The following is a 21,469-nucleotide window of genomic DNA, read 5'->3' as shown; positions in this document are numbered from 1 at the left end:
GGCCGGCTGACGCCCCCGGCCGTGGCCGGGGCGGCGGCCGGAACCCCGGCGGAGGGGGAATGCGACGGTGGGCGACGAGACCGGTCACCCCGGGGTGGGGCGGGTGCTCGTGGTGATCCCGACCTACAACGAGGTGGACAACCTTCGTCAGGTCGTGCGGCGGGTGCGCCGGACGGCGCCGGCGGTGGACGTCCTCGTCGCCGACGACGACAGCCCCGACGGCACCGGGGCGGTCGCCGACGCCCTCGCCGGCACCGACCCGCGGGTGCACGTCCTGCACCGGCGGGGCGAACGCGGCCTCGGCGCGGCGTACCTGGCGGGTTTCGCGTGGGCCCGCGAACGCGGCTACGACGCCGTGGTGGAGATGGACGCCGACGGTTCCCACGCCCCGGAGGACCTGCCGGCGCTGCTGGCCGCCGCCCGCGACGCCGACGTGGTGATCGGGTCGCGGTGGGCCCGCGGGGCGCGGGTGCTCAACTGGCCGCTGCGGCGGCTGCTGCTGTCGCGCGGCGGCAACCTGTACGCGCGGCTGGCCCTGGGCGTGCCCGTGTCCGACGCCACCGGCGGGTACCGGGTGTACCGGCTCAGCGCCCTGGACGCCATCGACCTGGGGTCGGTGTGTTCGCAGGGGTACTCGTTCCAGGTGGAGCTGGCCCACCTCGCCCACCGGGCCGGTGTCCGCATCGTGGAGGTGCCGATCACGTTCGCCGAGCGGGAACACGGCAGCAGCAAGATGAGCCCGCGGATCGTGGCGGAGGCGCTGTGGCGGGTCACCCGGTGGGCGGTGGCCGACCGGCGGCAGGCCGTACGCCGGGGACTGCACGGCACCCCCACCGGCCAGGTGCGGTGGCCGTAGCGAGCCCGGGGCGGCGGTCGCCGGGTCCGTGGCGTGCGTGTCATGCTGGATGGGCGTGGACGACGCCCCCGGGGCCGGGCGACAGCCGGCGGAGACCGACATTCGGGGGTGCCGCTACCGAGCGGGTGAGGTGAGATGCGCCGAGGACTGAGGTTCGTCCCGTTGGCCCTGTTGCTGGCGGTCGTCGCGGAGCTGGCGGTGTTCGTGGCCGTCGGGCGGGCCGTCGGGTTCGGAGTGGCGGTGCTGGCGGTGTTCGCCGCGTCGCTGCTGGGGTTGGTGCTGCTGCGCCGCGAGGGCATGCGCGCCTGGCGGGGCTTCCGGTCCGCCGCGCAGGCCGCGCAGCCGCCGGGCCGGCAGGTCACCGACGGGCTCGTCGGCCTGGCCGGTGCGCTGCTGCTGGCCACGCCGGGCCTGCTCAGCGGCGCGCTGGGCCTGCTGCTGCTGGTGCCGCCGGTGCGGCGGCTGGCCCGGTCCGGGGTGCAACGCGCCACGGAGCGCCGGGTGTCGTCGATGGTCGCCGGTGACCTGTTCGGCCCGCGCCGGGTCCGGGTCCACCGTGGCACGCCGCAGCCGCCGCCCACCGCCGAGCCGACCGTGGTCGACGGCGGGCGGGCCATCGAGGGGGAGATCGTCGAGCCCCGCCAGGGCTGACCGCACACGAAACGGCGCCCCCGGGGGATTCCTCCCCGGGGGCGCCGTGTGTCCGGTGCCGCTCAGGCGCGACCGCGGCGGGTGCGGACCTCCTGCAGCCGCTCGGCGAGGATGTCCTCCAGCTCGGCGATCGACCGCCGCTCCAGCAGCATGTCCCAGTGGGTACGCGGCGGCTTGGCCTTCTTCTGCTCCGGCTCGCTGCCGTCGACCAGGCGGGCAACGCTGCCGTCGAACTTGCACTCCCAGGTCGTGGGGACCTCGGCGTCGACGGCGAACGGCACCTCGAACTGGTGGCCCTTGGCGCACAGGTACTCGCGGGTCTGACGCGGCGCGAGCTCCGTGTTGCGGTCGGACTCGTAGCTGACCGCCCCGAGGCGGCTACCGCGCAGCATGCGCTCGCCCATGATCGTCTTCCCCTCGTTCGTGGTGCTGTCTTCTGGTGTAACGGTTCGTGTCCGCCGGGCCATTCCCGCCCGCGGCGCGGTGCCGGGTCGCAGGCGGGCCGGTCCAAGGGTAGCCGGCCATGACGACCGCCCGGCGGGGTCGTCCCCGGCCGGGCCGAAACGGTGGAGTGTTTCCGCTGTCGACGGGGATGTTAGCCGCCCCAGCGACTGCGGAGGATGTCATGGCCCGTGACACGCCGGTCGCCGCCCGACCACCCGCCGGGCGGACCTTCCTCGGTCACCCGCCGGCCCTGGCCACGCTGTTCCTCACCGAGATGTGGGAGCGGTTCAGCTTCTACGGCATGCGGGCCATCCTCGTGCTCTACCTGACCGCGTCGCTCGCCGACGAGGGGCAGGGCATGGGGGAGTCCACCGCCAACGCCGTCTACGGCACCTACAACGCGATGGTCTACCTGATGGCGCTGCCCGGCGGCTGGGTGGCCGACCGGCTCATCGGCGCCCGCCGCAGCGTGCTGTGGGGCGGCGTGGTCATCGCCGCCGGCCACTACGTGATGGCGATCCCCACCCGGTGGAGCGTCTTCGCCGGCATGACCCTCATCGTGCTCGGCACCGGCCTGCTCAAACCCAACATCTCCACCATGGTCGGTGACCTGTACGACCGGGACTCGCCGCGCCGCGACGCCGGCTTCGCCATCTTCTACATGGGCATCAACCTGGGCGCGTTCATCGCGCCGCTGATCTGCGGGTTCCTCGGCGAGAAGGTCAACTGGCACCTGGGGTTCGGGGCGGCGGCCGTCGGCATGACCTTCGGTGTCCTGCAGTACGTGCTGGGCCGACGCGGCCTCGGCGACGCCGGCGCCCGTCCGGCCGACCCGCTGCTCGGCGCCGACCGCCGTCGCGCCCTGACTCGCATCGGCATCGCGGCCGCCGGCGTGGCGCTGGTGGTGGCCGCGCTCGCGCTGGCCGGGCTGTTCACCGTCGACACCGTCGTCAACCTGCTCACCGCCGTCACCGTGCTCGTCACCGTCGGCTACTTCGCCCGGATCATGGTCGACCGGGAACTCAGTCCCACCGAACGCAGCCGGATGAAGGCGTACGTGTGGCTGTTCGTCTTCGCCGCCGCGTTCTGGCTCATCTACGACCAGGCCGGATCGGTGCTCAACGTCTTCGCCGCCGACAACACCGACCGGACCGTCGCCGGGTTCACCTTCCCCGCATCCTGGCTCCAATCGGTCAACCCGATCCTGATCATCATCGGGGCGCCGCTGGCCGCGCTGCTGTGGACACGCCTCGGCCACCGCGTCTCCACCCCGCTGAAGTTCGCCGTGGGCCTGGTGCTCAACGGTCTGTCGTTCGTGCTGATGGCCGCCGCCGCGCAGGCCGCCGTCGGCGGCGACCTGGTCTCGCCGTGGTGGCTGGTGGCCGTGTACGCGATCCAGGTCGCCGGTGAACTGGCGCTGAGCCCGGTCGGTCTGTCCGCCACCACGAAGCTGGCGCCGGTCAAGTACGCCAGCCAGATGATGGGCCTGTGGTTCCTCGCCACCGCCGTCGGCGACGCCATCGGCGGTCAGGTCGCCCGGCTGGCCGAGACGTGGGCGGCGCCGACCTACTTCCTGACCTTCGGACTGGCGTCGGTGGCCCTCGGTCTGGGCGCGGTCATGTTCACCCGGCACATCCGCGGCCTGATGGTCGGCATCCACTGACCCCGCCCGGGCCGCCGCCCGGTCAGCGGGTCGGGGTGGGCGGCAGCGGCAGCGGCAACCCCGGCAGCCCGTCGATGCTGGTCGCCACGTGCTCCTTGCCGGTGAAGTAGGCGTCCAGTGAGGCGTCGTCCTCCCGGGCGAACCGCCGCGCATGCAGATCCCGGTCGGCGTCGTACGTCATGAACGGCACCGCGTATCCGCACGTGTCCCGGATCAGTTCCGCCCGCACCACGATGATCGCCCGCAGCCCGTGCAGCGTGGTGTCGATGTCGGGGAAGTGGCCGATCAGGTCCCGCCACCGCGGGTCGTCGCGGAACACCGGCTCGCCCCGCCCGTGCACCCGCACGATGTTCGGCGGGCCGGTGAACGCGCACCACATCAGCGTGATCCGGCCGTTCTCCCGCAGGTGGGCGACGGTCTCGGCGTTGCTGCCGGCGAAGTCCAGGTACGCCACCGTGCGCTCGTCCAGGACGGCCCACGAGCCGCGCAGCCCCTTCGGGGACAGGTTCACCGTGCCGTCGGCGGCCAGCGGCGCGGTCGCCGTGAAGAACATCGGCTGGTCCTCGATGAACGTCCGCAGCCGACCGTCGATGCGCTCGTACGTCTTTCCCATGCCGCCATCGTCCTCCCCGCCGGTCGGGCCCCGCTGCCCCGCCGGTCGTGACGCCGGTCGCCACCGGCCGAGGGCTTCGCGTTCCGCGCCGACCACCGTCCACCGGCGGACGACGGTCAGCCGGCCGGTGTCGCGGCCTCGCGGCGGGCCAGGGCGGCGGCCAGGTGGCCGACCTGGTCGGCCAGCTGGGCGACGCGCCGGTGCGCCTCGTCCCGGTCGGTTTCGGCGGCGCGCAGCCGTACCGTCAGCTCCTCCAGCCGGCCCTCGGCGGCGGCCGCGGCCTGCCGGGTCGCGGCCAGCTCGGCGCGCAGCGCCTCCCGCGCCTCGGCGAGCGCCGCCGCGTCCGCGCGGGCCCGCTCGGCGTCCGCCGCCACCTGCCGGCGCTCCGCCTCGGCCCGGTCCCGGTCGACCACCGCCCGCTCGCGGACCTGCACCGCCGCGTCGGCCTCGGCTCGTGCGCGCCCGGCCTCCGTCCTGGCCCGGTCCGTGTCGGCCCGCGCCTGCGCGACCTCCTCCCGGGCCTGTGCGGCCTGCTGGCGCGCCTGCGCCCCCTCCTCCCGGGCCTGCGCGGCCTCCGCGCGGTGGTGCTGCGCCGCCTCGACCGCCTCGGCCGCCGCCCGGGTGGCCCGGTCGGCGTCGGCGCGGGCGGCGTCGCGTTCCCCGGCGAGGTCGGCGGCGCGCCGCCGCTCGGCCTCCAGGTCGGCGCGCAGCGTCCGCAGCTCCGCCCGCGCGGCGTCGCGGTCCCGCTCCGCCTGGACCCGCAGCGCCTCGGCGGCGCCGGCCTCCCGGCGCGCGGCGTCCCGAGCCTGCTCGGCCCGGTCGGCCCGCGCCACGGCCGCGGTGGCCTCCTCGGCGGCCCGCCCGGCGTCGGCGCGGGCGGCGTCCCGCTCGGCCGCGGCGGCCCGCGCCGACTCCCGGGCGCGGACGGCGGACGCGGCGGCGTCCTCCGCGTCGCGGCGCGCCTCGTCCCGCTCGGTCTGCGCCGCCGCCACCTGCGTGGCCGCGTCGGCGCGTGCCTGGGCGAGCTGCCGCTCCACCCCGACCGGCGACAGTTCGGCGTGCAGCGCCTCGGTCAGGGTCTCCACGATCTGGTCGAGCCGGTCCACCGCCTCCCAGGTGCGGGCCACCTGCCCGGGCAGGCCCGGGGCGTTGCGGTGGCGCATCCGGCCGTTGCGGGCGGCCCGCTGGCAGGCGCCGTCGTTGTCCCGGCAGTAGCGGAACGGCCGGCCCGCGCCGGCCCGCTGCGGCACCTGCCGACCACAGTGGGCGCAGGGACGGGTGTCGGTGAGGGCGGCCTGCTCGTCCATGGGACCGGAAGTGTAGTCCGGCCCGGCGGTCACGCCCGTGCGGTGGACGCCCCCGGCGGTCGCACCGGGCGTACCGCCGGCACGCGGCGTCCCGCGCCCGGTCCCGGAGCGGGCGGAGCCGGCCGCCGGCCCGGGCGCCGGTGCGACGACCGGGCCGGCGGGCCGCTCACACCACTTCGAACTGCGCCATCATGCCGGCCTGGGCGTGCTCCAGGAAGTGGCAGTGGTAGACGTAGCGGCCGGTGAACCCCGTGAAGGTCGCCTGCACGCGGACGGTCGACCCGGGCGGCACCGCCACCGTGTCCTTCAGCCCGGCCTCGCCGGGCCCGGGCGGCACACCGTCGCGGTCGAGCACCCGGAACTGCACCAGGTGCAGGTGCAGGTTGTGGGTGATGCCGAAGGCCGTGTCGGCGTTGGTGACCCGCCAGATCTCGGTGCTGCCGAGGGGGATCCGGGCGTCGACGCGGGCCGCGTCGAACACCTGGCCGTTGATCGTGAATGTGGTCGAGCCCGGGTTGAAGCTGAGGGTCACGTCACGGACCGTGGTCGCCGTGCCCAGTGGCGGCAGCGCGCGCAGCCGGTCCGGCAGCCGGCTGTCGTCGTCCGCCTCGGCGGCCACGTCGAAGGCGAGCACCGGACCGGACGTGTCCTCCAGCACCAGCCGGGTGCCGACCGGCTGCTGCCGGAAGTCCACGACGATCTCGGCGCGTTCCGCCGGGGTCAGGGACAGCTCGGACCGCGGCACCGGCGCCGGCAGCAACCCGCCGTCGCTGGCGATCTGCACCAGGTCCGCGCCGGCCAGGGCCAGGCGGAAGATCCGGTGCGCGGAGGCGTTGAGCAGCCGCAGCCGGTAGCGGCGGGCGGCCACCCGCAGCACCGGCTGGGGCTTGCCGTTGACCAGGATCGTCCGCCGGTCGGCCCACCGCGCCGGGTCGAACACCAGTGTGCCGTCGTCGCCCACCAGCGCGTCACGCAGCATGATCGGGATGTCGTACCGGCCGGAGGGCAGCCGCAGGTCCCGCTCGGCGTCGTCGTCGATCAGGTAGAACCCGTGCAGACCACGGTAGACGTGCTCGGCCTCCATGTGGTGGCTGTGGTCGTGGTACCACAGCGTCGCCCCACGCTGGCGGTTCGGGTAGTGGTAGGCGCGCCAACCACCCGGCGTGATCGCGTCCGACGGGTGTCCGTCGCTGGACGCGGGCACGACACCACCGTGCAGGTGCACGTTCGTCGCGTGGTGCATCTCGTTGCGTACGCGCACCACCGCCGGCCGTCCACGCCTCGCGCGGATGGTGGGGCCGACGAACCGCCCGTTGTAGCCGAGAACCGGGGTGGTCAGCCCCGGCACGATCTCCGTCGTGGTGTGCCGCACGGCCACGTCGTAGACCTCCATTCCGCCTAGGACGGCGGTCGGGCGCAGCACCGGCGGCACCGGCATCGGGACGGTGAACGGGTCGACCGCCGCCGCCCGACCGGCTCCGCCGCCACCGGCGCCGTGGTGGTGGTGCGCGGTGTGCGTGGCGCGCCCGGACGTCGTCCGGCCACCGCAGCCCGGCAGCAGGACCGCACCCCCGGCGGCCAGACCACCGAGGGTGATGAGGCGTCGTCTGTCCACTGTCTGCTCCTCCCCCTGGGTGCCCGGCACCCGCTCACGATGAGGCGCCGGTCGGGCCGGTGGCTCCCGGCTCGACCGGCCGCGGGCGATGCAACCAACCGGCGCCCGTTGCGCACTCGACGCGCGCTCGGGCTCGCTGCTGGAGCGGTACGCGCCCGGCTCCCGGGACCGCGTCCCGCCCGCCCCACCACGTCCCGCCGCGTCCCTGCCCCGCCGTGTTCGCGGTCCGCCCTGTTCCCGGCCTGCCGGCAAGGGCCGGCTGACCCTCGGTGTCGAGGCGCGCCGCCTCCCGCGCCCACGCGCCGTCGGTCCTGCCTCGGCGTCGTGGAATCCTCCCGGGCCGCGTGGTTTGTCCAGGTGACAATCGCAAGATCGACGAGGGTGGGGCGGGTTGCGGCTGGACGGGGACCGCGCGCGTGCGCGCTACCGTGGTCGGGGAGGTGGGGCCGGGTGGAGGCACGGTGGGAGGCGACGGTCGAGGCGCAGATCCGCGCCGCTCAGGAGCGGGGCGAGTTCGACAACCTGCCCGGCGCCGGCAGGCCCATTCCCGGCCGCGACCAGCCGTACGACGAGTCGTGGTGGATCAAGAGCTTCCTGGAGCGGGAGGCGCTGCCCACCGACCTGCTGCTGCCGACGCCGCTGCAACTGCGCCGCCGGATCGAGCGGGTGCCCGACGAGGTGCGGGACCTGCCCACGGAGGAGGCGGTCCGCGGGTACGTCGGCGCGCTCAATGCGCAGATCGTCGCCTGGCTGCGCACACCCACCGGCCCGCAGGTCGTCGTGCGGCCGGTCAACGTCGACGAGGTGGTCCGCCGCTGGCGCGCGGAGCGGCAGCAGGCCGCCATCCGTCCGGCGCCGCCGACGGTGGCCACGGCCCGGGCGCGGCCGACCCGACGGTGGTGGCGCCTGCCGTGGCGCCCCCGCGCGGCAGCCTGACGACGCCTCGGCGAACTGCGACGGAGCGGCCCGCTGCGGGACGGGCCCGCGCCCGTCCCGCAGCGGTTCCGGTCACAACTGCCGGTAGTAGACCGCGATCGGAAGCTCCGTGCAGCCGAGCCGCTCGTACAGAGCCCGCGCCGGCGCGTGGAACGGGTCGCTGCCGGTGCCGATCTCGACCACCTCGGCACCCAGGGCCCGCAGCTCGTCGAAGGCGTGTTCGCAGAGCGCCGTGCCCAGGTGGTGCCGGCGGTACGCGGCCGACACGGCGAGGATCGTGACGGTCCCGTTGCGCCGGGCCGGATCGACGCTCCAGGCCACGTACCCGGCGATGGTTCCGTCGATCTCGGCGACCGCGACGTGCCGGTGTTCCTCGGGGGCGTGCAGCCCGGCGAGTTGCGTTCGGTAGTCGTCCCGCCAGGCACCGTGCTGGTTGGCGAAGATCACCTCGCCCACCAGGGGACGGAAGTAGTCCTCGTAGAACGGCCGGAACGTCTCGATGGTCAGGTTGGTCAGGGGTGCCAGGTCGTCCTGGCGGAACGCGCGGATGCGCATGGAAGTGCACCTCGTCACTGGAGGAATGAAGCCGGACAGAAAGGCGTCATCCGGGCCCCGCGCGGCCGGTCACAGCGGCGCGCGGCGGCCCTCAGCGGCGGGTACGCCCGGCGGCGAAGCACTCCATGCGCGCCAGTCTACGGGACGGCGGCGGTGCCGCTACCGGCTCCGTACGGCCATCCGCACGCCGTACCCGACGGCGGCGAGGACGAGCACGGCGCCCAGGAGCTGGAGGCCCGGCGAGTCGTCGGACTCCCCGTAGACGACCGCGGCGACGCCGATCGCGACGGCGAGGATGGCGAGGAGGTACTTCATGGGGTGCCCCTTCGAAAGACCGGCGCGCAGCGACGCGGGATGCATCACACGCATATATCGACTATCACCCGTTACCTATCGAATGTCAATCGATTCCGTCATCCCTGAGGCGTACGCGGCGGTCGGTGATGCCGTCGCGGAACCGGAGACGGTCAGCTCCGGCGGTCCGCGCGGGAGCCGTAGGCCGGGCCGAACACGACCAGGAGCGTGAGGTCCTCGGTGACGTCCACGAAGCGGTGTTCCTCGCCGGCCGGGACGAAGATCACCGCGCCGGGACCGACGTGCGCCTCGCCGTCCGGCGTCACGATCCGGGCCCGCCCCGCGGTCACCAGGTAGATCTCGTCCTCGGTGTGCGGGCTCTGGTCGTCGACACCGCCGGCCGGGATGCGGTACGTACCGACGGACAGGTCCGGCACCCGCAGGTGCTCGGCCCAGTCGTTGGCGGCCGCCTCAGCCGGCTCCGCCCACTCACCGGCACCTTTGATGATCTGCATGGCGGCGACCCTATCCACCGGTCCGCTCCGGCCGCGCCGGCCACCGACGCACCGGTGGTCTGCGGTGGACGGACCCTCCACAGGCACCAGACGGCGGCAACGGCACCGAAGGGCGTGGGGTCACTGCACGGCCGCGCGCCAGGTCCACGACGTGCGCCGGGGCCGTCCCGGCAGCTCACCTCGCCCGGTGCACCACAGCAGCACCTGCGGCGCCGGCCCGTCCGGGGCGTCCGGGAAGAGGCGGTGCAGCACGGCCCTGCTCAGGTCCTCCGGTGGCATCCACGGCACCCCGAGCCCGCGCGTGAGGTCGTAGGTGTGCAGGACGGTCTCGGCCACTCCCATCGCCGCGAAGCCCTCCGGGTCGCACGGCCCCCAGTGCCAGGCCCGCACCTGCGGCCCGGCCGTCTCCACGGCGGCGCGCAGCAGCGCCCCGCAGGCCGTCACCACCGCCAGGACCTCGGCCGGGCCGGCGGCGGGGGAGACCAGCAGGTCGTACGGCAGGTAGCTGGAGTGCGGGCGGCCGGCGACCTGACCGGCGTACGCCATCAGGTCGTGCGCCACGTGAGCGGCGGTCGTCCAGCAGCTCCACTCGAGGTCACCGGCGCGAACCGACCAGTCCCTGTCGGTGTGCGGGCCGAGCAGGGCGGTCATCTCCGCCACGGCGCGGGTGACGTCGGTGCCGGTTGTCACGATCACCGCCCGACCGTGGCACAGCGGCGCGGGACCTGCAATCCGTCGTGCCGGCCGGCATCATCCACTGCGGACTCCGGCACGGCCGGGGTCGACCCGCCGGGGTCGGGACGACGCGACGGGGCTGCGCCGCACCCGGTGATCCGGGTAGCCTCGGCCCGTGACTGCCGGGTCGGCCTTTGGCCACGAGCGGACAGGGCACCCGGCGATTCGATGACGCCGGGGCGGGCCCGCGCCCCGCCCGATCTCCCCGCCACCCTCCTGGGTTCTCCGCGTACCAGTTCGTCTTCGCGCCGCCGAAGCGGCGCCGCTCCTCCGTGCCCGCCGACGGATCGGCCGGCACGCCATGTCCGCTCAGGAAAGCAGCGTATGCCCAACGACTTCAACCAGCAGATCATCGACGAGTTCCGGACCAACGCCGGCCGGGTGCGCGGGCCCTTCGAGGGCGCCCGCCTGATCCTGCTCACCACCACCGGGGCGCGGTCCGGCGCCCCGCACACGACCCCGGTCGGCTACCTGCCCGACGGCGGGGAGCGCATCCTCGTGATCGCCTCCGCCGGCGGCGCCGACCGCCATCCCGACTGGTTCCACAACCTGGTCGCCGACCCGACGGTCACCGTCGAGGACGGCGTCTTCACCTATCCTGCCCGGGCCGAGGTGCTCACCGGCGTCGACCGGGACCAGGTCTTCGCCCGCGCGGTGGAGGCCGATCCGGGCTGGGCCGCGTACCAGGCGAAGACCGAGCGGGTCATCCCGGTGGTGGCCCTCCACCCGCAGGACGCCGGTCCGCCGGCAGCGGCGTCCTGGGGCGCGGCGCTGCGGCTCATCCACGACGCGTTCCGGCGCGAACTGGCGCTGATCCGCGACGAGGTCGAACGGTCCGGCGCGACGCTCGGTGCGCAGCTACGGGTGAACTGCCTGACCCTCTGCGGGGGCCTGCACGCCCACCACACGCACGAGGATGCCGGCATGTTCGTCGGCATCGGCGCGCAGCGCCCCGACTTGGCCGACGTGCTCGACCGGCTCCGCACCGAGCACCGGCGGGTGGCCGAGCTGGTGGGCGAACTCCAGCAGGCGGTCACCACCACGGTCACCGACCGCGACGAGGTCCGCGAGCGGGTCGCGCGCCTCGTGGCCGAAGTGGAGGCCCATCTGGCGTACGAGGAGGAGCAGCTCATCCCCGTCCTCGACACCGCTTGACCACTCCGTCGCCCCGGAACCCGAGGAGGCCTGCCCGAGGGGGCAGGCCTCCTCGGTGTTTCACCCGAGCCGGGTTCCGTCGGCCCGCACCCGGTTTATCGAAATACCGGCAACATCAATCCGACAAACACCCGGGACAAAAGGGATAGATTCGCCGTACATCATAATGTCTGTTCTTGTGCATAAGCCCGCAGGCTGGTGTAAGCGCGGGCCCGTCGCGGGGCGCGGCTCAACACGGTGGTCAGGCGGGCGCGGCGGCGTCTTTCGGCCGGTCGGCGCCGATCAGGAGAAAGTTCGCCGCCCGCTGGTGGTAGGCGTCGAGGAACGCCGCCTCGATGCCCGTGCGGTGCTGCGAGTGGGTGCGCAACTCCCAGTAGGGAATGGCCTCGGCGGTGAGGTCGACGACCCGGTACGGGACGAGCCCGTTCGCGGCCAGCGCCGCGAAGTAGGTGCTGCGACGGTGCATGTGGCAGCCGTAGTGGCGGTCGATGCGCGCGGTGTCCGCCGTCGGCCCGGTCAGGTCGTCGACGCACCAGGTGATGAGGACGTACCGGCCGCCGGGGCGCAGGATCCGAGCGAACTCGCGGTACAGCTCGAACAGGTCGACGTACATGGTGGTCTCGTTGGTCACGATCGCGTCGAAGGACGCGGAAGGCAAGCCGGTGCGCAGCATGTTGCGCAGGTGGAAGCGCACGCTGTCGGCGCAACCGCGCCGCTGCGCCAGGTGGGTGGCGAACTCGACCTGGTAGCGGGAGATGGTCAGGCCGTCCACCTGGCAGCCGAACCGGTCGTGCAGCATGAAGGCGGTGCCGCCGCGGCCCGACCCGCCGTCCAGCAGCCGATCCTCGGCGCAGACCGGGGCCAGGGTGTCCAGGATGCGCTCGGTCTGCTGGTTCTCCAGCCGGTGCAGTTCGGCGAGGACGGCGGTCTCGCGGTCCGCTGCCGGCAGGTCGAGGATCGCGCGGTCGAAGTCGCCCACGCCGTAGTGGTGGTGGATCACGCCGTCCTCCGCGCCGAGGAGCAGGTTGATCTGGTCGTCTCGTTTGGTGTCCCAGTACCGGGCGACGGCGGCCTCGTACTCGGTGACGATGGCCGCGGGGGGATCGGTCAGCGGTGTCGACATGGTTACTCCTTCGAAGGTCCGGATTCCCGGCGAAGGAGCGCCGATGCCGTGTCGTAGTCGCTGACCTCGTACATGTTCCACACGAAGAGCGTGTGCGCCCACAGGAAGCGGGTCAGCGTGGCGAGCGCGGACGGTGCCGTTCGCCGGGCAGCGTCGAGGTGCGCGAGATCGGCGGCGCAGGTCTCGCGGAGGCGCTGGCGGGCGGCCTGTTCGGCGGCCGCGTCGCCGAGGCCCCGGGCGGTGAGGTCACGCTGCAGCAGCCAGACCGCGTTGAGCGTGCCCTCCTCCCGCTCGCGGGCGGCCGACCGCAGGTCGTTGGCCAGCCGGAAGCAGCGCGCCGCGGTGTCGATCACCGGATCGAGCGCGGCGAAGCTGTCCGCCGCGGCCGGCTCGTCGGCGAGGATCGCCGCCGTGACGGTGTACGGGCGTACGGAGATCGTCGTCATGCCGTTGCGCAGGTACGTGTCGTAGCCGGGCTGGTCCGCCGGTGTCCCGGCGGCGCTCCAGCGCCGCTCCCGCAGCATCCCCCGGACGATGTCCGCCATCCCGGCCCGCCACCGGCGCGCGAACCGCGGGTACAGCGGGTAGCGGCTCAGGTCACCGCGGATCGACCCGTACGCGGCCAGTAGCGCGTCGTCGTCGGCCGGGAGTTGACCCGCGAAGCGACGCGCCCAGGTGTCGACCCGCTCGTCCGGAACCGCCCGGTCGTCGAAGACGTCGTCCACTCCGAAGATCCACAGCCACCATCGCGTCAGGAGCCCGAGTTCGGTGACGCGCAGGTGGGGCATGGCGACGGTGGAGACCAGCGCGCAGGCGGCGGTGACGGAGGGGCGGCGCACGATCGGGTACTCGGTCAACCAGGCGTCACAGCGCGCGGTCACCTCCCGCGCACGGTCGAGGAGGCGTCCGTGGTCGGCCACCGGTACGAATGCCAGCAGACCGCTGGCCAGCTGCGGCACCACCGCTCCTCGACGCTGGCCCGGCCGCGCCCGGCGACCGGGCTGTTCATCCGCCGGTCCTCAGTCTGCGCGCCCGGACCGCCCGGCTCAGCCCCCCGAACGGTCACGCTCCGTCGCCGTACGGCCGTGCCGGTCGGGGATCGCGCACCAGCTCGAACGCAGACCGGCCGGGTGGCGCGGCGCCCGGTGCCCACCGAGGGTCAGCCGCCGGCCCGCCCCTCCGCGACCAGGGCAGCCTGGCGCTCGCGCCAGCGCCGCTGCGCCGCACGGTTGCAGATCCGGCAGACCCGGCGGTAGCGACCCGTCCCCGGGTCGGTCTCCCGGTCGTGTCCGTTGCGGCACTGCGGCCGCTGGGTGCGTTCGCGGCAGTTCTGCGCATGGCTGAGCTGGCGGAGATGGGTCGGCTCGATGCAGTCCGGCACCGCGCAGTCGTGGCGGACCTCGAGCGTGGGATCGTAGTCGCCGACGAACACCACGTACGCCGCGACGTGCGCCCAGGCCCGGCCGGCGAGTTTCTGGTACACACCGCGTCGGCTGCCGTAGCCCCGCACCACGAGACACCCGTTGTCGAGACGGACGGCGCGGTTCAGCAGGTACGCCCGGAGGGTGTCCTCGGTGAAGTGTCGGGAGAGGCCGTTGATCTGGGACAGCACAGCATCAGGGTAGGAGTCGGGGACGACGATCGGCGCTCAGGTGCGGGCGCCGCCGAGGCCGAGCAGCACCGCCAGCCCCAGGGCGGAACGCGGGGCGTACGGGACCCGCCACAGCCCGCCGTGCGCGGCCGCGTACGCCTCGTCCTGCCACGGATGCGAGTGGGTGGGGCCGCCGCCGGTGCGCAGGTCGTGCACGAGCAGCGCGGCCATCAGCGTGTTGCTCGTCGCCGGGTCGAACACCTCGATGCCGAACCGGTGGGCGCCGGCGTAGGCGGCGGCGAGCGCCCGGTTGCGCAGCACCGAGCGGGTGCGCGTGGGCGGGGCCACGGTGAACGACACGGTCGTGCCGGCGTCGCGCGCCACCGCGGCCCGCCAGCGTTGCAGGCGCTTGGCGAGGGCGTAGTTCGGGCCCTGCTGCGGCACGAGGCTGTCGTTGACGCCCGGGTCGGCGTCCGGGGGGTAGTTGCGGTGCAGCAGGCGCCCGCCGGAGGCGACCCGCAGCGCGCGGCGCGCCACACCCCGCCGTGCGTAGCCGCGTTCGGCGTGGGCGACCGCGTCGCCCGGCACCGCGAACACGTCGGTCGGGGTGGCGAGGAACGCCAGCGCCAGGTCGGGGCGCCGCTGGTGGAGGTGGCGGGTTAGGGCGTCGACGGCCATCGCGACCCGGACGTTGGTCGCCCCGTCGGCGTACACGTAGTTGCCGAGGACGAGCCGGCCGTCGACGCCGTCGAGCCACCGCGCGACCTGCGGGAGCCGGTGCAGCAGGTCGAGGCCCGCGCCGGCGGCGAGGGCGGTGTCGTCGTCGGCGTCGGTGCCGGGCCGGACCGGCAGGTGCAGCCGCCCGCCGTGGCGACGGGCCGTCGCCAGTACGCGTCGCCAGAGTTCCGGGCGGGGCAGGTCGACCGCCACCACGTCGCCGCCCCAGCGCAGCACCGACGGCAACGGGCCCATCTCGGCGCCCGCGCCGAGCACCACGATCCGCTGGTCGCGCAGGTCCAGCCAGTCCGGGTTCGCGAGCACCGCGCCGACGGCCTCGGCGCAGGACGGCTCGATGACGCCGGCGCCCACCCAGGCGTCGAGGCGGCGGCGCAGGTCGTCGCCGCGCAGCCGCCCACCCCGGTACGGCAGGGAGAACTCCCGTTCCACCGGGCCGCCCCCGGTCACCGTGGCGGTCTGCGGCGGCTCGTGGTCGTCGGGTGCGACGGCGGCGTCGTCCAGGCTCGTCTCGTGGCCGTCGGGGTCGACGTACCGCATCCGCTCGTGCAGGGACGCGAGGCCGTCACGGGCGATGGTGAGCGCGGCGTCGCGGCTGAGCAGCCCGGCCTCGACCAGGCGGCGGAAGTGGACGAGGTAGCCGTGCCGCCAGTTCGTCTCGTGTTCGGCCGCGCGGGCCCCCACCGGGTCGACGGCGCGCAGCGCGTCGGCGACGACCGCCCGGCCCAGGGCCGAGGTGCTGCGCCCCGCGCCGGTACGCGGGAAGACGACCCCGGTCGGACCCTCCACGGACACGGCACCCTCCCTGCCTCGGTCGCCCGGCGGGCACCGGGCACGGGTGCCACTCTGCCGCATACGACCGCGGCCCGCCGGAGCGGGACCGCCGGCGGGAGCGGACAATGAGCCGGTGACCCTTCCGTTCCCATCGCCCACCGTGCCGGCCGCGGACCGCCGTGAGGTGTTCCTGCGCTACCTGGACTACTTCCGGGAGAGCCTGATCGCCAAGGTCGAGGCGCTGCCCGGGCCGGAGCTGCGCCGCAGCCGGGTCGCGTCGGGCTGGACGCCGCTGGAGCTGGTCAAGCACCTTCGGCATGTGGAGCGGCGGTGGATCGAGTGGGGTTTCCAGGGCCGCGCGGTGAACGAGCCGTGGGGCGACCGGCGCGACGACCGCTGGTACGTGGCACCGGAGGAGGACCGCGACGGTCTGGTCGCCGGGCTGCGGGACCAGGGCGCGTACACCCGCGCGGCGGTCGAGGCCGCCGATCTGGACGCGGTCGGAGCGCCCGGACCGCGGTGGGACGGCGCGGAGCCGGCGACGCTGGAGCGGGTGCTGTTCCACCTGGTGCAGGAGTACGCCCGCCACCTCGGGCACCTCGATATCGTCGCCGAGATCGCCAGCGGGCCGGTGGGGGAGTGACGGTCGGCTGACCGGCGCGGGCGACGCGCGGTCAGCCGGCGTGGCGGACCTCGGCGTCCCAGCACGGGCGCGGTCGAGCCGGGCACGCACCGCAACGACAGCAGGGGCAACCTGGTCCGACGAACGACCCAGGGCAGCACGGTATGAGGTTGTGAAGACATGATCTCTCTGGACCTGACACGAGGCCGAAGGACGCGCGGCCTCGAACGCTGTAGGACCGGGCGCACGAGGGCAGCCCGGCAGAACCGACGGGAGCGTCGGCTACCGGTGAGCGGAAGAAGGTGTCAGGTCTGGAGAGCAGGCGGGGTCACGCGGTTCGTCCTCTGTCCTCACTGTGACGGGCCGCGGGCAACCTACGGGAACGCGGAAGGACGGCTCAAACGGTTTTCCGACCGAACGCCGGTGAGCCGGCAAGGCTCCGCGTCAGCCGGGGGTCAGGACGCAGAACTCGTTGCCCTCGGGGTCGGCGAGGCACGTCCACGGCACATCGCCCTGGCCGACGTCGACGCCGGTGGCCCCGAGAGCCGTCAGCCGGGCCACCTCGGCCGCTTGATCATCACCGGGGTGCGGCATCAGGTCGAGATGGACGCGGTTCCACACGGTCTGCACGCCGGACGTGCGAAGGAACTCCAGGTACGGCCCGACACCCTTGGCCGACCGCAGCCGCGCATGGTCATCGGTCACCTCGTGCAGCGCCCAGTCCAGCGTCTCGCCCCAGAACCGGGCCATGGCCCGCGGATCCGCGCAGTCGACCACCACCGCGGCGATCGGCCCGGTGTCCCGGTAGATCTCCCGAGGCTCCAACACGCAGAACACGTTGCCCTCCGGGTCGGCCAGGACCGTCCACGGGACATCGCCCTGGCCCACATCCGCGGGCGTCGCACCGAGATCCTTCAGGCGCGCGACCAACTCCGCCTGGTGGGCCGCCGAGGTGGTGGCGAGGTCGAGGTGCACGCGGTACTTCACCGTTTCGGGGTCCGGGACGGTGACGACGTCGACGCAGACGGCGGCGGGGTCGGGCCAGGTGAAGCCCACGGGCTCGACGTTGGTCACCCCCGGTCCCTCGCGGGAAACACCCCAGCCCAGCGCCTCCGCCCAGAACCGGCCGAGGGCTGAGTCGTCCCGGGCCTTGACATTCACCTGAACGAGTCGCAGCGCCATGCCACCCACCCTATGCCCAGGTGGACGAGGTCACCGACAGCGAGCGGCCGGGGCGGGCGTCGCTGGCGCCGACTGTGCACCATGGGGCGATGAGCAACGAGCCGATCGACCTGGCGACCGCGTTCGCCGCCTTCGACCAGCTGTGGAGCCCGCGCATCGTCACCCGCGTCAACGACTACGACGTCCGGATCGCGAAGGTGGCGGGGGAGCACGTGTGGCACGCCCACGACGACACCGACGAGTTCTTCCTCGTCCTGGACGGCGAGTTGCGCATCGCGCTGCGCGACGGCGAGGGTGGCGCGGAGCGGGAGGTGGTCCTGCGCACGGGCGCGGTGCACGTGGTGCCGCGGGGGGTGCAGCACCGGCCGTCATCGCCGGGCGGCGCGTCGATCCTGATGTTCGAGCCGACGGGGACGTCCAGCGTCGGGGACCGGCACGACCCGGTGCCGGACCACGTCGACGCCACCACCGGCCACGTCCTGTAGGGCCGGTCACCGCGCGGCCGGCCGGCGCCGGCCGCGCGGCACCGACGGGGGTGTCCACGTCAGACGCCGTACGCCCGGCACCACGGCGCTGCCGAGGCAGGCGAGCGCGACGAGTCCGGCTGCGGTCAGCAGGGGGGCGCCGGGTCCCCAGGCGTCGGCGGCGAGCGGTGCGAGGGCGTATCCCAGCGGCACCGCACCGAGGGACGCGAGCCAGTCGTAGGAGGTGGCGCGGGCGAGCACGCGCGGTGGAAAGTGGGCCTGCACCACGGTCGCCCACACCGGGTTGAGGTAGCCCAGCGCGGCCAGCGCGACGCCGTAGGCGGCGATGACCAGCGGGGCCGGCGCGGCGGCGGCGAGGAGCACGAGCGGGATGGCGTAGCTGGCCAGGCCGACGTTGGCGGCCAGCACCGGCCGGCGCGGCCGTACCCGGGTGGCCAGTAGCGACCCCGCCAGCATCCCGACCGCCCCGGCCTGCAGCAGCAGGACCCAGACGTGTTCGCCGCCGAGCTTCCGTACGGCGATCGCCGGGCCGAGGGTGGTCAGGACGGCGGCGGCGCCGTTCCAGGCGCCGTGGCCGACGAGACTGACGACGAACCAGTCGCGGGCGCGCACCTCGCGCCACCCCTCCCGCAGGTCAGTCAGGACCGACCGCCGGGGCGCCGTCACGTGCGGGACGCGGGCGGCGGCGAGTAGGAGCGCACTGAGCCCGAATGTGGCGGCGTCGAGGACGAACGCCCAGGCCGGCCCGGCAGCCCAGATCAGCGCGCCGGCCAGGGCCGGGCCGGCGAGCCGGCTGGCGTTGCCGGTCGCCGCGAGCAGGGCGTTGGCCTGCTGGCGCTGCGCCGGCCCGACGGCGCCGGCGACCAGGGGCGCGGCGGTGGGCAGCGCGAATCCCCCGGCGGCGCCGCTCGCCGCGGCCGCTGCGGCGATGGTGGTCAGCGACGGATCGGCGGCCAGTTCCAGGGCGACAACGAGCTGCGCCGCGCCGCGGACGACGTCGGCGAGGACGGCCACCCGCCGCGCGTCGAACCGGTCGGCGAGTACGCCGCCGACCGGGAGCAGGAGCAGCCGGGGCAGCATCGCGCACGCCAGGACGAGGGCCAGCGCCGCGGCGGACCCCGTGGCGCGGAGGACGGCGAGGGCGAGGGCGGCGGGGACCACGGCGTCGCCGACCGCGGAGACGGTACGAGCGAGGAAGATCAGCCGGAACGCGGGCTGTCGCAGGGGGTGGCTCACACCCGCCGACGATATTTCGTCGTCGAACATTTCGACAGCGAATATTTCGTCGTTGACGTACGCTGTGCGGCGTGACGCCTGAGGACGGTATCGACCGGCACGTGCGGCGGTGGATGGGCGTGCTGCCCGACATCGATCCGGACGTCGAGGGCCCGGTCAGCCGCATGCAGTTCCTCACCCGGCACCTGCGGTCGGTCAAGGAACGAGCGCTGGCGGAGCGGAACCTGCAGGGTCACGAGTACGACACGCTGCACGCCCTGGCCGGCCGCGGGGGCCGCGCCGCACCGTCGGATCTCGCCCGCGATCTGGCCGTGGCGCCCGCCTCGGTCACCGCTCGGGTGGACGGGTTGCTGCGGCGGGGGTTCGTGCGCCGCGTGCCGTCCGACACGGACCGCAGGCGGGTCGACGTCGAGCTGACCGACCCGGGCCGCGCGGCCTGGCTCGGCGCCATGGCGGTGCGCGGGGGCGAGGAACGCCGCCTGCTCGGCGCCCTCGACGCCGACGAGCGACGGGTCCTGTCCGATCTGCTGCGCCGGGTGGTGCTGCGGGCCGAGGAACCGCCGGCCTGAGCGGCGCCGGCGATATCGCCTGGCGGGACGCGTACGCCGCTGGCAGGGTGACCGGCATGACTGCGCAGGTGCTGGCGGGGGCGCTCGCCGACGACGGACGACGACGCGTGTTCGCGGCGATCGTGCTGGGGGCCACGGACCGCGCGGCGGTCGCGGCCCGCAGTGGGCTGGCCGGCCGGGAGGTCGTCACCGCGCTGCGCCGGCTGCGCGACGCGGGCCTGGTCACCGGCGACGACGGCGACCTGGCGATCGACGGCGGGTGGCTGCGGGAAGCGGCCCGGAGCGCACCACCGCCGACGGACGCCGAGCGGCCGGTGGCGGCGGGCGAGCGGGTCCTGCGGACCTTCCTCCGTGACGGCGTCCTGGTCGGACTGCCGGCGCAGCGGAGCCGACGTCGGGTGCTGCTGGAGCACATCGCCGGGTCGTTCGAGCCGGGGGAGCGGTATCCGGAGCGCGCGGTCGACGAGGCGCTGCGCGGCTGGTGCGCCGCGGGCGGGTCGGACCACGTGACGCTGCGGCGGTACCTGGTCGACGAGGGGCTGCTGGCGCGGGAGCGGGGCGTGTACTGGCGGGCGGGTTGACCGTCAGCGCGGAAGATGATCCCGCTCGGGATGGTCTTGTTAGCCTCGGGGAATGTCCTCGTGCTCGCCGGACGGCGCCCCCGACCTGTTGTTCCTGCTCTCCTGGGCGACCCACGCGCTGCTGGCCGAGCAGGCGGAGGGCCTGGCGGAGCTGGGCATCTCACCGCGGGCGCACCTGGTGCTGTTGCGCGCCGGGTCGGGGAAGCTGACCCAACGCCAGATCGGCGAGCTGTGCGGTATCGACAAGACCACGATGGTGGTGACGCTGGACCAGTTGGAGGCGGCCGGGCTGGCCCGGCGGCGCCCGTCGCCGACCGACCGGCGGGCGCGCCTGGTGGAGGTGACGCCGCAGGGCCGGGCGGTGCTCGGCCGGGCGCAGGAGATCGCCGCCGGCATCCAGCGGGACGTGCTCGCCGGCCTGCCCGAGGCGGACCGGGCGGCGTTTCTCCGGTCGATCGAGGCCCTGGTGCGGGGACGGCTCGCGGCCGCCGGACCGTGCGGGCCGGGTAGCCGCCCCGATTGGTTGGGCAGCAGATAGTCCTGCACGAGACGATCTGCTACGGTCGCGTTGTCTCGTCACGTCGACCGAGGAGCCGCCATGAGCGCCACCGCCCGTCCCGCGATCGCCGCCCTGTCCACCACCCGCCGCCGCGGTCTCGCCGTCGCCGCCGCCGTCGCCGCCTGCGTCCTGATCTGGCTCGTCGGCCGCCTGTCGGGCGTCGACTTCACGGTCAAGAACCCCGGCCAGCCGGAGATGGTCATCGGGCTCGCGCCGGTGGTCCTCGTCTCCTTCCTGGCGTCCCTGCTCGGATGGGGCGTGCTCGCGCTCCTGGAGCGCCTCACGCGCCGCCGGGCCACCGTGGTCTGGACCGTTCTCGCGGTGCTCGTCGCCCTGGTCTCGCTCGCCCCGGTGGCCGCCACCGACGCCACGGCCGGCGCGAAGGTCACCCTCGGCGCGATGCACCTCGCGGTGGCGGCGGTGCTGGTCGCCCTGCTGCCGAGCCGGGCCCGCTGACCCTCCCACCCGGCAACTGTTCCTGGGCGACACCCTCGACACCGACAAACTGGAGGCCGGGTACGACAACGGCGTCCTCACGCTGCGCATCCCGGTGGCCGAGCGGGCGAAGCCGCGCCGGGTGACCGTCACCGCCGGCGGCAACGGCCGCAAGCAGATCAGCGCCTGAGCCGGGCGGGACACCAGCGGGACGGCCGTCCGGGCCGTCCCGCTCGCG

General features: G+C 74.5%; 25 protein-coding genes and 1 pseudogene. 12 read left to right on the top strand and 14 right to left on the bottom strand.

Going from position 1 to position 21,469, the window contains the following annotated elements:
• Window positions 1-67: 67 nt before the first annotated feature.
• Window positions 68-856 (top strand): polyprenol monophosphomannose synthase, encoded by a 789-nt coding sequence (locus ACN26Y_RS22815; protein ID WP_155332237.1) that lies wholly within the window; start codon window positions 68-70, stop codon window positions 854-856.
• Between the two features lie 135 nt (window positions 857-991).
• Window positions 992-1,507: an FxsA family protein gene (locus ACN26Y_RS22810; protein WP_155332236.1), complete on the top strand. Its 516-nt coding sequence runs from the start codon at window positions 992-994 to the stop codon at window positions 1,505-1,507.
• 62 nt (window positions 1,508-1,569) lie between these two features.
• Here the strand turns inward: ACN26Y_RS22810 and ACN26Y_RS22805 are convergent, their stop codons facing one another.
• Window positions 1,570-1,911, bottom strand: coding sequence for an RNA polymerase-binding protein RbpA (locus ACN26Y_RS22805; protein ID WP_046564157.1), 342 nt, complete (start codon window positions 1,909-1,911; stop codon window positions 1,570-1,572).
• Between the two features lie 221 nt (window positions 1,912-2,132).
• Here ACN26Y_RS22805 and ACN26Y_RS22800 point away from each other — a divergent pair, with 221 nt between their 5' ends.
• Window positions 2,133-3,614, top strand: coding sequence for a peptide MFS transporter (locus ACN26Y_RS22800; protein ID WP_155332235.1), 1,482 nt, complete (start codon window positions 2,133-2,135; stop codon window positions 3,612-3,614).
• A 22-nt stretch (window positions 3,615-3,636) separates the two neighbouring features.
• Here the strand turns inward: ACN26Y_RS22800 and ACN26Y_RS22795 are convergent, their stop codons facing one another.
• The 3 genes from ACN26Y_RS22795 to ACN26Y_RS22785 form a co-directional block, all read right to left on the bottom strand.
• A complete protein-coding gene (locus tag ACN26Y_RS22795; protein WP_155332234.1) occupies window positions 3,637-4,227 on the bottom strand; it encodes a pyridoxamine 5'-phosphate oxidase family protein in 591 nt (196 codons plus the stop codon).
• 116 nt (window positions 4,228-4,343) lie between these two features.
• Complete coding sequence (locus tag ACN26Y_RS22790) at window positions 4,344-5,534, bottom strand: hypothetical protein (RefSeq protein WP_422733492.1); 1,191 nt, start codon at window positions 5,532-5,534, stop codon at window positions 4,344-4,346.
• A gap of 166 nt (window positions 5,535-5,700) precedes the next feature.
• Entirely contained in the window at window positions 5,701-7,149 is a 1,449-nt protein-coding gene (locus ACN26Y_RS22785) for a multicopper oxidase family protein (RefSeq protein WP_230688723.1), read from the bottom strand.
• A gap of 450 nt (window positions 7,150-7,599) precedes the next feature.
• On the opposite strand from ACN26Y_RS22785, the gene ACN26Y_RS22780 reads away from it, so the two are divergent.
• Window positions 7,600-8,085: a DUF1992 domain-containing protein gene (locus tag ACN26Y_RS22780; RefSeq protein ID WP_366599081.1), complete on the top strand. Its 486-nt coding sequence runs from the start codon at window positions 7,600-7,602 to the stop codon at window positions 8,083-8,085.
• Window positions 8,086-8,157: 72 nt separating this feature from the next.
• On the opposite strand, the gene ACN26Y_RS22775 is transcribed toward ACN26Y_RS22780, so the two are convergent.
• The 4 genes from ACN26Y_RS22775 to ACN26Y_RS22760 all read right to left on the bottom strand — a co-directional run bounded on the left by ACN26Y_RS22775 (window position 8,158) and on the right by ACN26Y_RS22760 (window position 10,145).
• The gene (locus tag ACN26Y_RS22775; RefSeq protein ID WP_366599080.1) at window positions 8,158-8,640 is read right to left on the bottom strand and encodes a GNAT family N-acetyltransferase; all 483 of its coding nucleotides are present in this window, start codon (window positions 8,638-8,640) and stop codon (window positions 8,158-8,160) included.
• Between the two features lie 159 nt (window positions 8,641-8,799).
• Window positions 8,800-8,955, bottom strand: a complete 156-nt coding sequence (locus ACN26Y_RS22770) for a hypothetical protein (RefSeq protein WP_196255667.1) — start codon at window positions 8,953-8,955, stop codon at window positions 8,800-8,802.
• Window positions 8,956-9,107: 152 nt separating this feature from the next.
• Complete coding sequence (locus tag ACN26Y_RS22765; protein WP_422733491.1) at window positions 9,108-9,449, bottom strand: cupin domain-containing protein; 342 nt, start codon at window positions 9,447-9,449, stop codon at window positions 9,108-9,110.
• A 120-nt stretch (window positions 9,450-9,569) separates the two neighbouring features.
• The gene (locus ACN26Y_RS22760; RefSeq protein ID WP_155332230.1) at window positions 9,570-10,145 is read right to left on the bottom strand and encodes a DinB family protein; all 576 of its coding nucleotides are present in this window, start codon (window positions 10,143-10,145) and stop codon (window positions 9,570-9,572) included.
• 363 nt (window positions 10,146-10,508) lie between these two features.
• Between ACN26Y_RS22760 and ACN26Y_RS22755 the strand changes: the two genes are divergently transcribed.
• The gene (locus ACN26Y_RS22755; RefSeq protein ID WP_155332229.1) at window positions 10,509-11,339 is read left to right on the top strand and encodes a nitroreductase/quinone reductase family protein; all 831 of its coding nucleotides are present in this window, start codon (window positions 10,509-10,511) and stop codon (window positions 11,337-11,339) included.
• 241 nt (window positions 11,340-11,580) lie between these two features.
• Here the strand turns inward: ACN26Y_RS22755 and ACN26Y_RS22750 are convergent, their stop codons facing one another.
• From ACN26Y_RS22750 to ACN26Y_RS22735, 4 genes are all read right to left on the bottom strand, one after another.
• A complete protein-coding gene (locus ACN26Y_RS22750) occupies window positions 11,581-12,462 on the bottom strand; it encodes an SAM-dependent methyltransferase (RefSeq protein WP_422733490.1) in 882 nt (293 codons plus the stop codon).
• 2 nt (window positions 12,463-12,464) lie between these two features.
• On the bottom strand, window positions 12,465-13,421 hold the full coding sequence (locus ACN26Y_RS22745; RefSeq protein WP_422733489.1) for a terpene synthase family protein: 957 nt from the start codon (window positions 13,419-13,421) through the stop codon (window positions 12,465-12,467).
• 200 nt (window positions 13,422-13,621) lie between these two features.
• Window positions 13,622-14,074 (bottom strand): HNH endonuclease, encoded by a 453-nt coding sequence (locus ACN26Y_RS22740; RefSeq protein WP_155332226.1) that lies wholly within the window; start codon window positions 14,072-14,074, stop codon window positions 13,622-13,624.
• Between the two features lie 36 nt (window positions 14,075-14,110).
• Window positions 14,111-15,583 carry a hypothetical protein gene (locus ACN26Y_RS22735; protein WP_230688721.1) on the bottom strand — a complete coding sequence of 491 codons (1,473 nt, stop codon included), beginning with the start codon at window positions 15,581-15,583 and terminating at the stop codon, window positions 14,111-14,113.
• Window positions 15,584-15,695: 112 nt separating this feature from the next.
• Here ACN26Y_RS22735 and ACN26Y_RS22730 point away from each other — a divergent pair, with 112 nt between their 5' ends.
• Window positions 15,696-16,205: a DinB family protein gene (locus ACN26Y_RS22730; protein WP_155332225.1), complete on the top strand. Its 510-nt coding sequence runs from the start codon at window positions 15,696-15,698 to the stop codon at window positions 16,203-16,205.
• Window positions 16,206-16,628: 423 nt separating this feature from the next.
• Here ACN26Y_RS22730 and ACN26Y_RS22725 read toward each other — a convergent pair whose 3' ends face one another.
• Window positions 16,629-17,366: a VOC family protein gene (locus tag ACN26Y_RS22725; RefSeq protein WP_422733488.1), complete on the bottom strand. Its 738-nt coding sequence runs from the start codon at window positions 17,364-17,366 to the stop codon at window positions 16,629-16,631.
• Between the two features lie 89 nt (window positions 17,367-17,455).
• On the opposite strand from ACN26Y_RS22725, the gene ACN26Y_RS22720 reads away from it, so the two are divergent.
• A complete protein-coding gene (locus tag ACN26Y_RS22720) occupies window positions 17,456-17,851 on the top strand; it encodes a cupin domain-containing protein (protein WP_155332223.1) in 396 nt (131 codons plus the stop codon).
• A gap of 6 nt (window positions 17,852-17,857) precedes the next feature.
• Here the strand turns inward: ACN26Y_RS22720 and ACN26Y_RS22715 are convergent, their stop codons facing one another.
• Window positions 17,858-19,087 carry an MFS transporter gene (locus ACN26Y_RS22715; protein WP_155332222.1) on the bottom strand — a complete coding sequence of 410 codons (1,230 nt, stop codon included), beginning with the start codon at window positions 19,085-19,087 and terminating at the stop codon, window positions 17,858-17,860.
• A gap of 71 nt (window positions 19,088-19,158) precedes the next feature.
• Here ACN26Y_RS22715 and ACN26Y_RS22710 point away from each other — a divergent pair, with 71 nt between their 5' ends.
• From ACN26Y_RS22710 to ACN26Y_RS22690, 5 genes and pseudogenes are all read left to right on the top strand, one after another.
• Window positions 19,159-19,656, top strand: coding sequence for a MarR family winged helix-turn-helix transcriptional regulator (locus ACN26Y_RS22710; RefSeq protein ID WP_230688720.1), 498 nt, complete (start codon window positions 19,159-19,161; stop codon window positions 19,654-19,656).
• A 56-nt stretch (window positions 19,657-19,712) separates the two neighbouring features.
• The gene (locus ACN26Y_RS22705; protein ID WP_422733487.1) at window positions 19,713-20,237 is read left to right on the top strand and encodes a DUF2087 domain-containing protein; all 525 of its coding nucleotides are present in this window, start codon (window positions 19,713-19,715) and stop codon (window positions 20,235-20,237) included.
• Between the two features lie 52 nt (window positions 20,238-20,289).
• Complete coding sequence (locus ACN26Y_RS22700; protein ID WP_155332220.1) at window positions 20,290-20,775, top strand: MarR family winged helix-turn-helix transcriptional regulator; 486 nt, start codon at window positions 20,290-20,292, stop codon at window positions 20,773-20,775.
• Between the two features lie 60 nt (window positions 20,776-20,835).
• The gene (locus ACN26Y_RS22695) at window positions 20,836-21,252 is read left to right on the top strand and encodes a DUF6069 family protein (RefSeq protein WP_155332219.1); all 417 of its coding nucleotides are present in this window, start codon (window positions 20,836-20,838) and stop codon (window positions 21,250-21,252) included.
• Window positions 21,253-21,259: 7 nt separating this feature from the next.
• A pseudogene (locus ACN26Y_RS22690) lies at window positions 21,260-21,421 on the top strand (Hsp20/alpha crystallin family protein); the annotation flags it as partial.
• Between the last annotated feature and the right edge of the window lie 48 nt (window positions 21,422-21,469).

It is taken from the genome of Micromonospora sp. WMMD558 (assembly GCF_049315255.1).
Classification (GTDB): Bacteria; Actinomycetota; Actinomycetes; order Mycobacteriales; family Micromonosporaceae; genus Micromonospora.
This window is presented reverse-complemented; position numbering and strand designations above follow the sequence as displayed.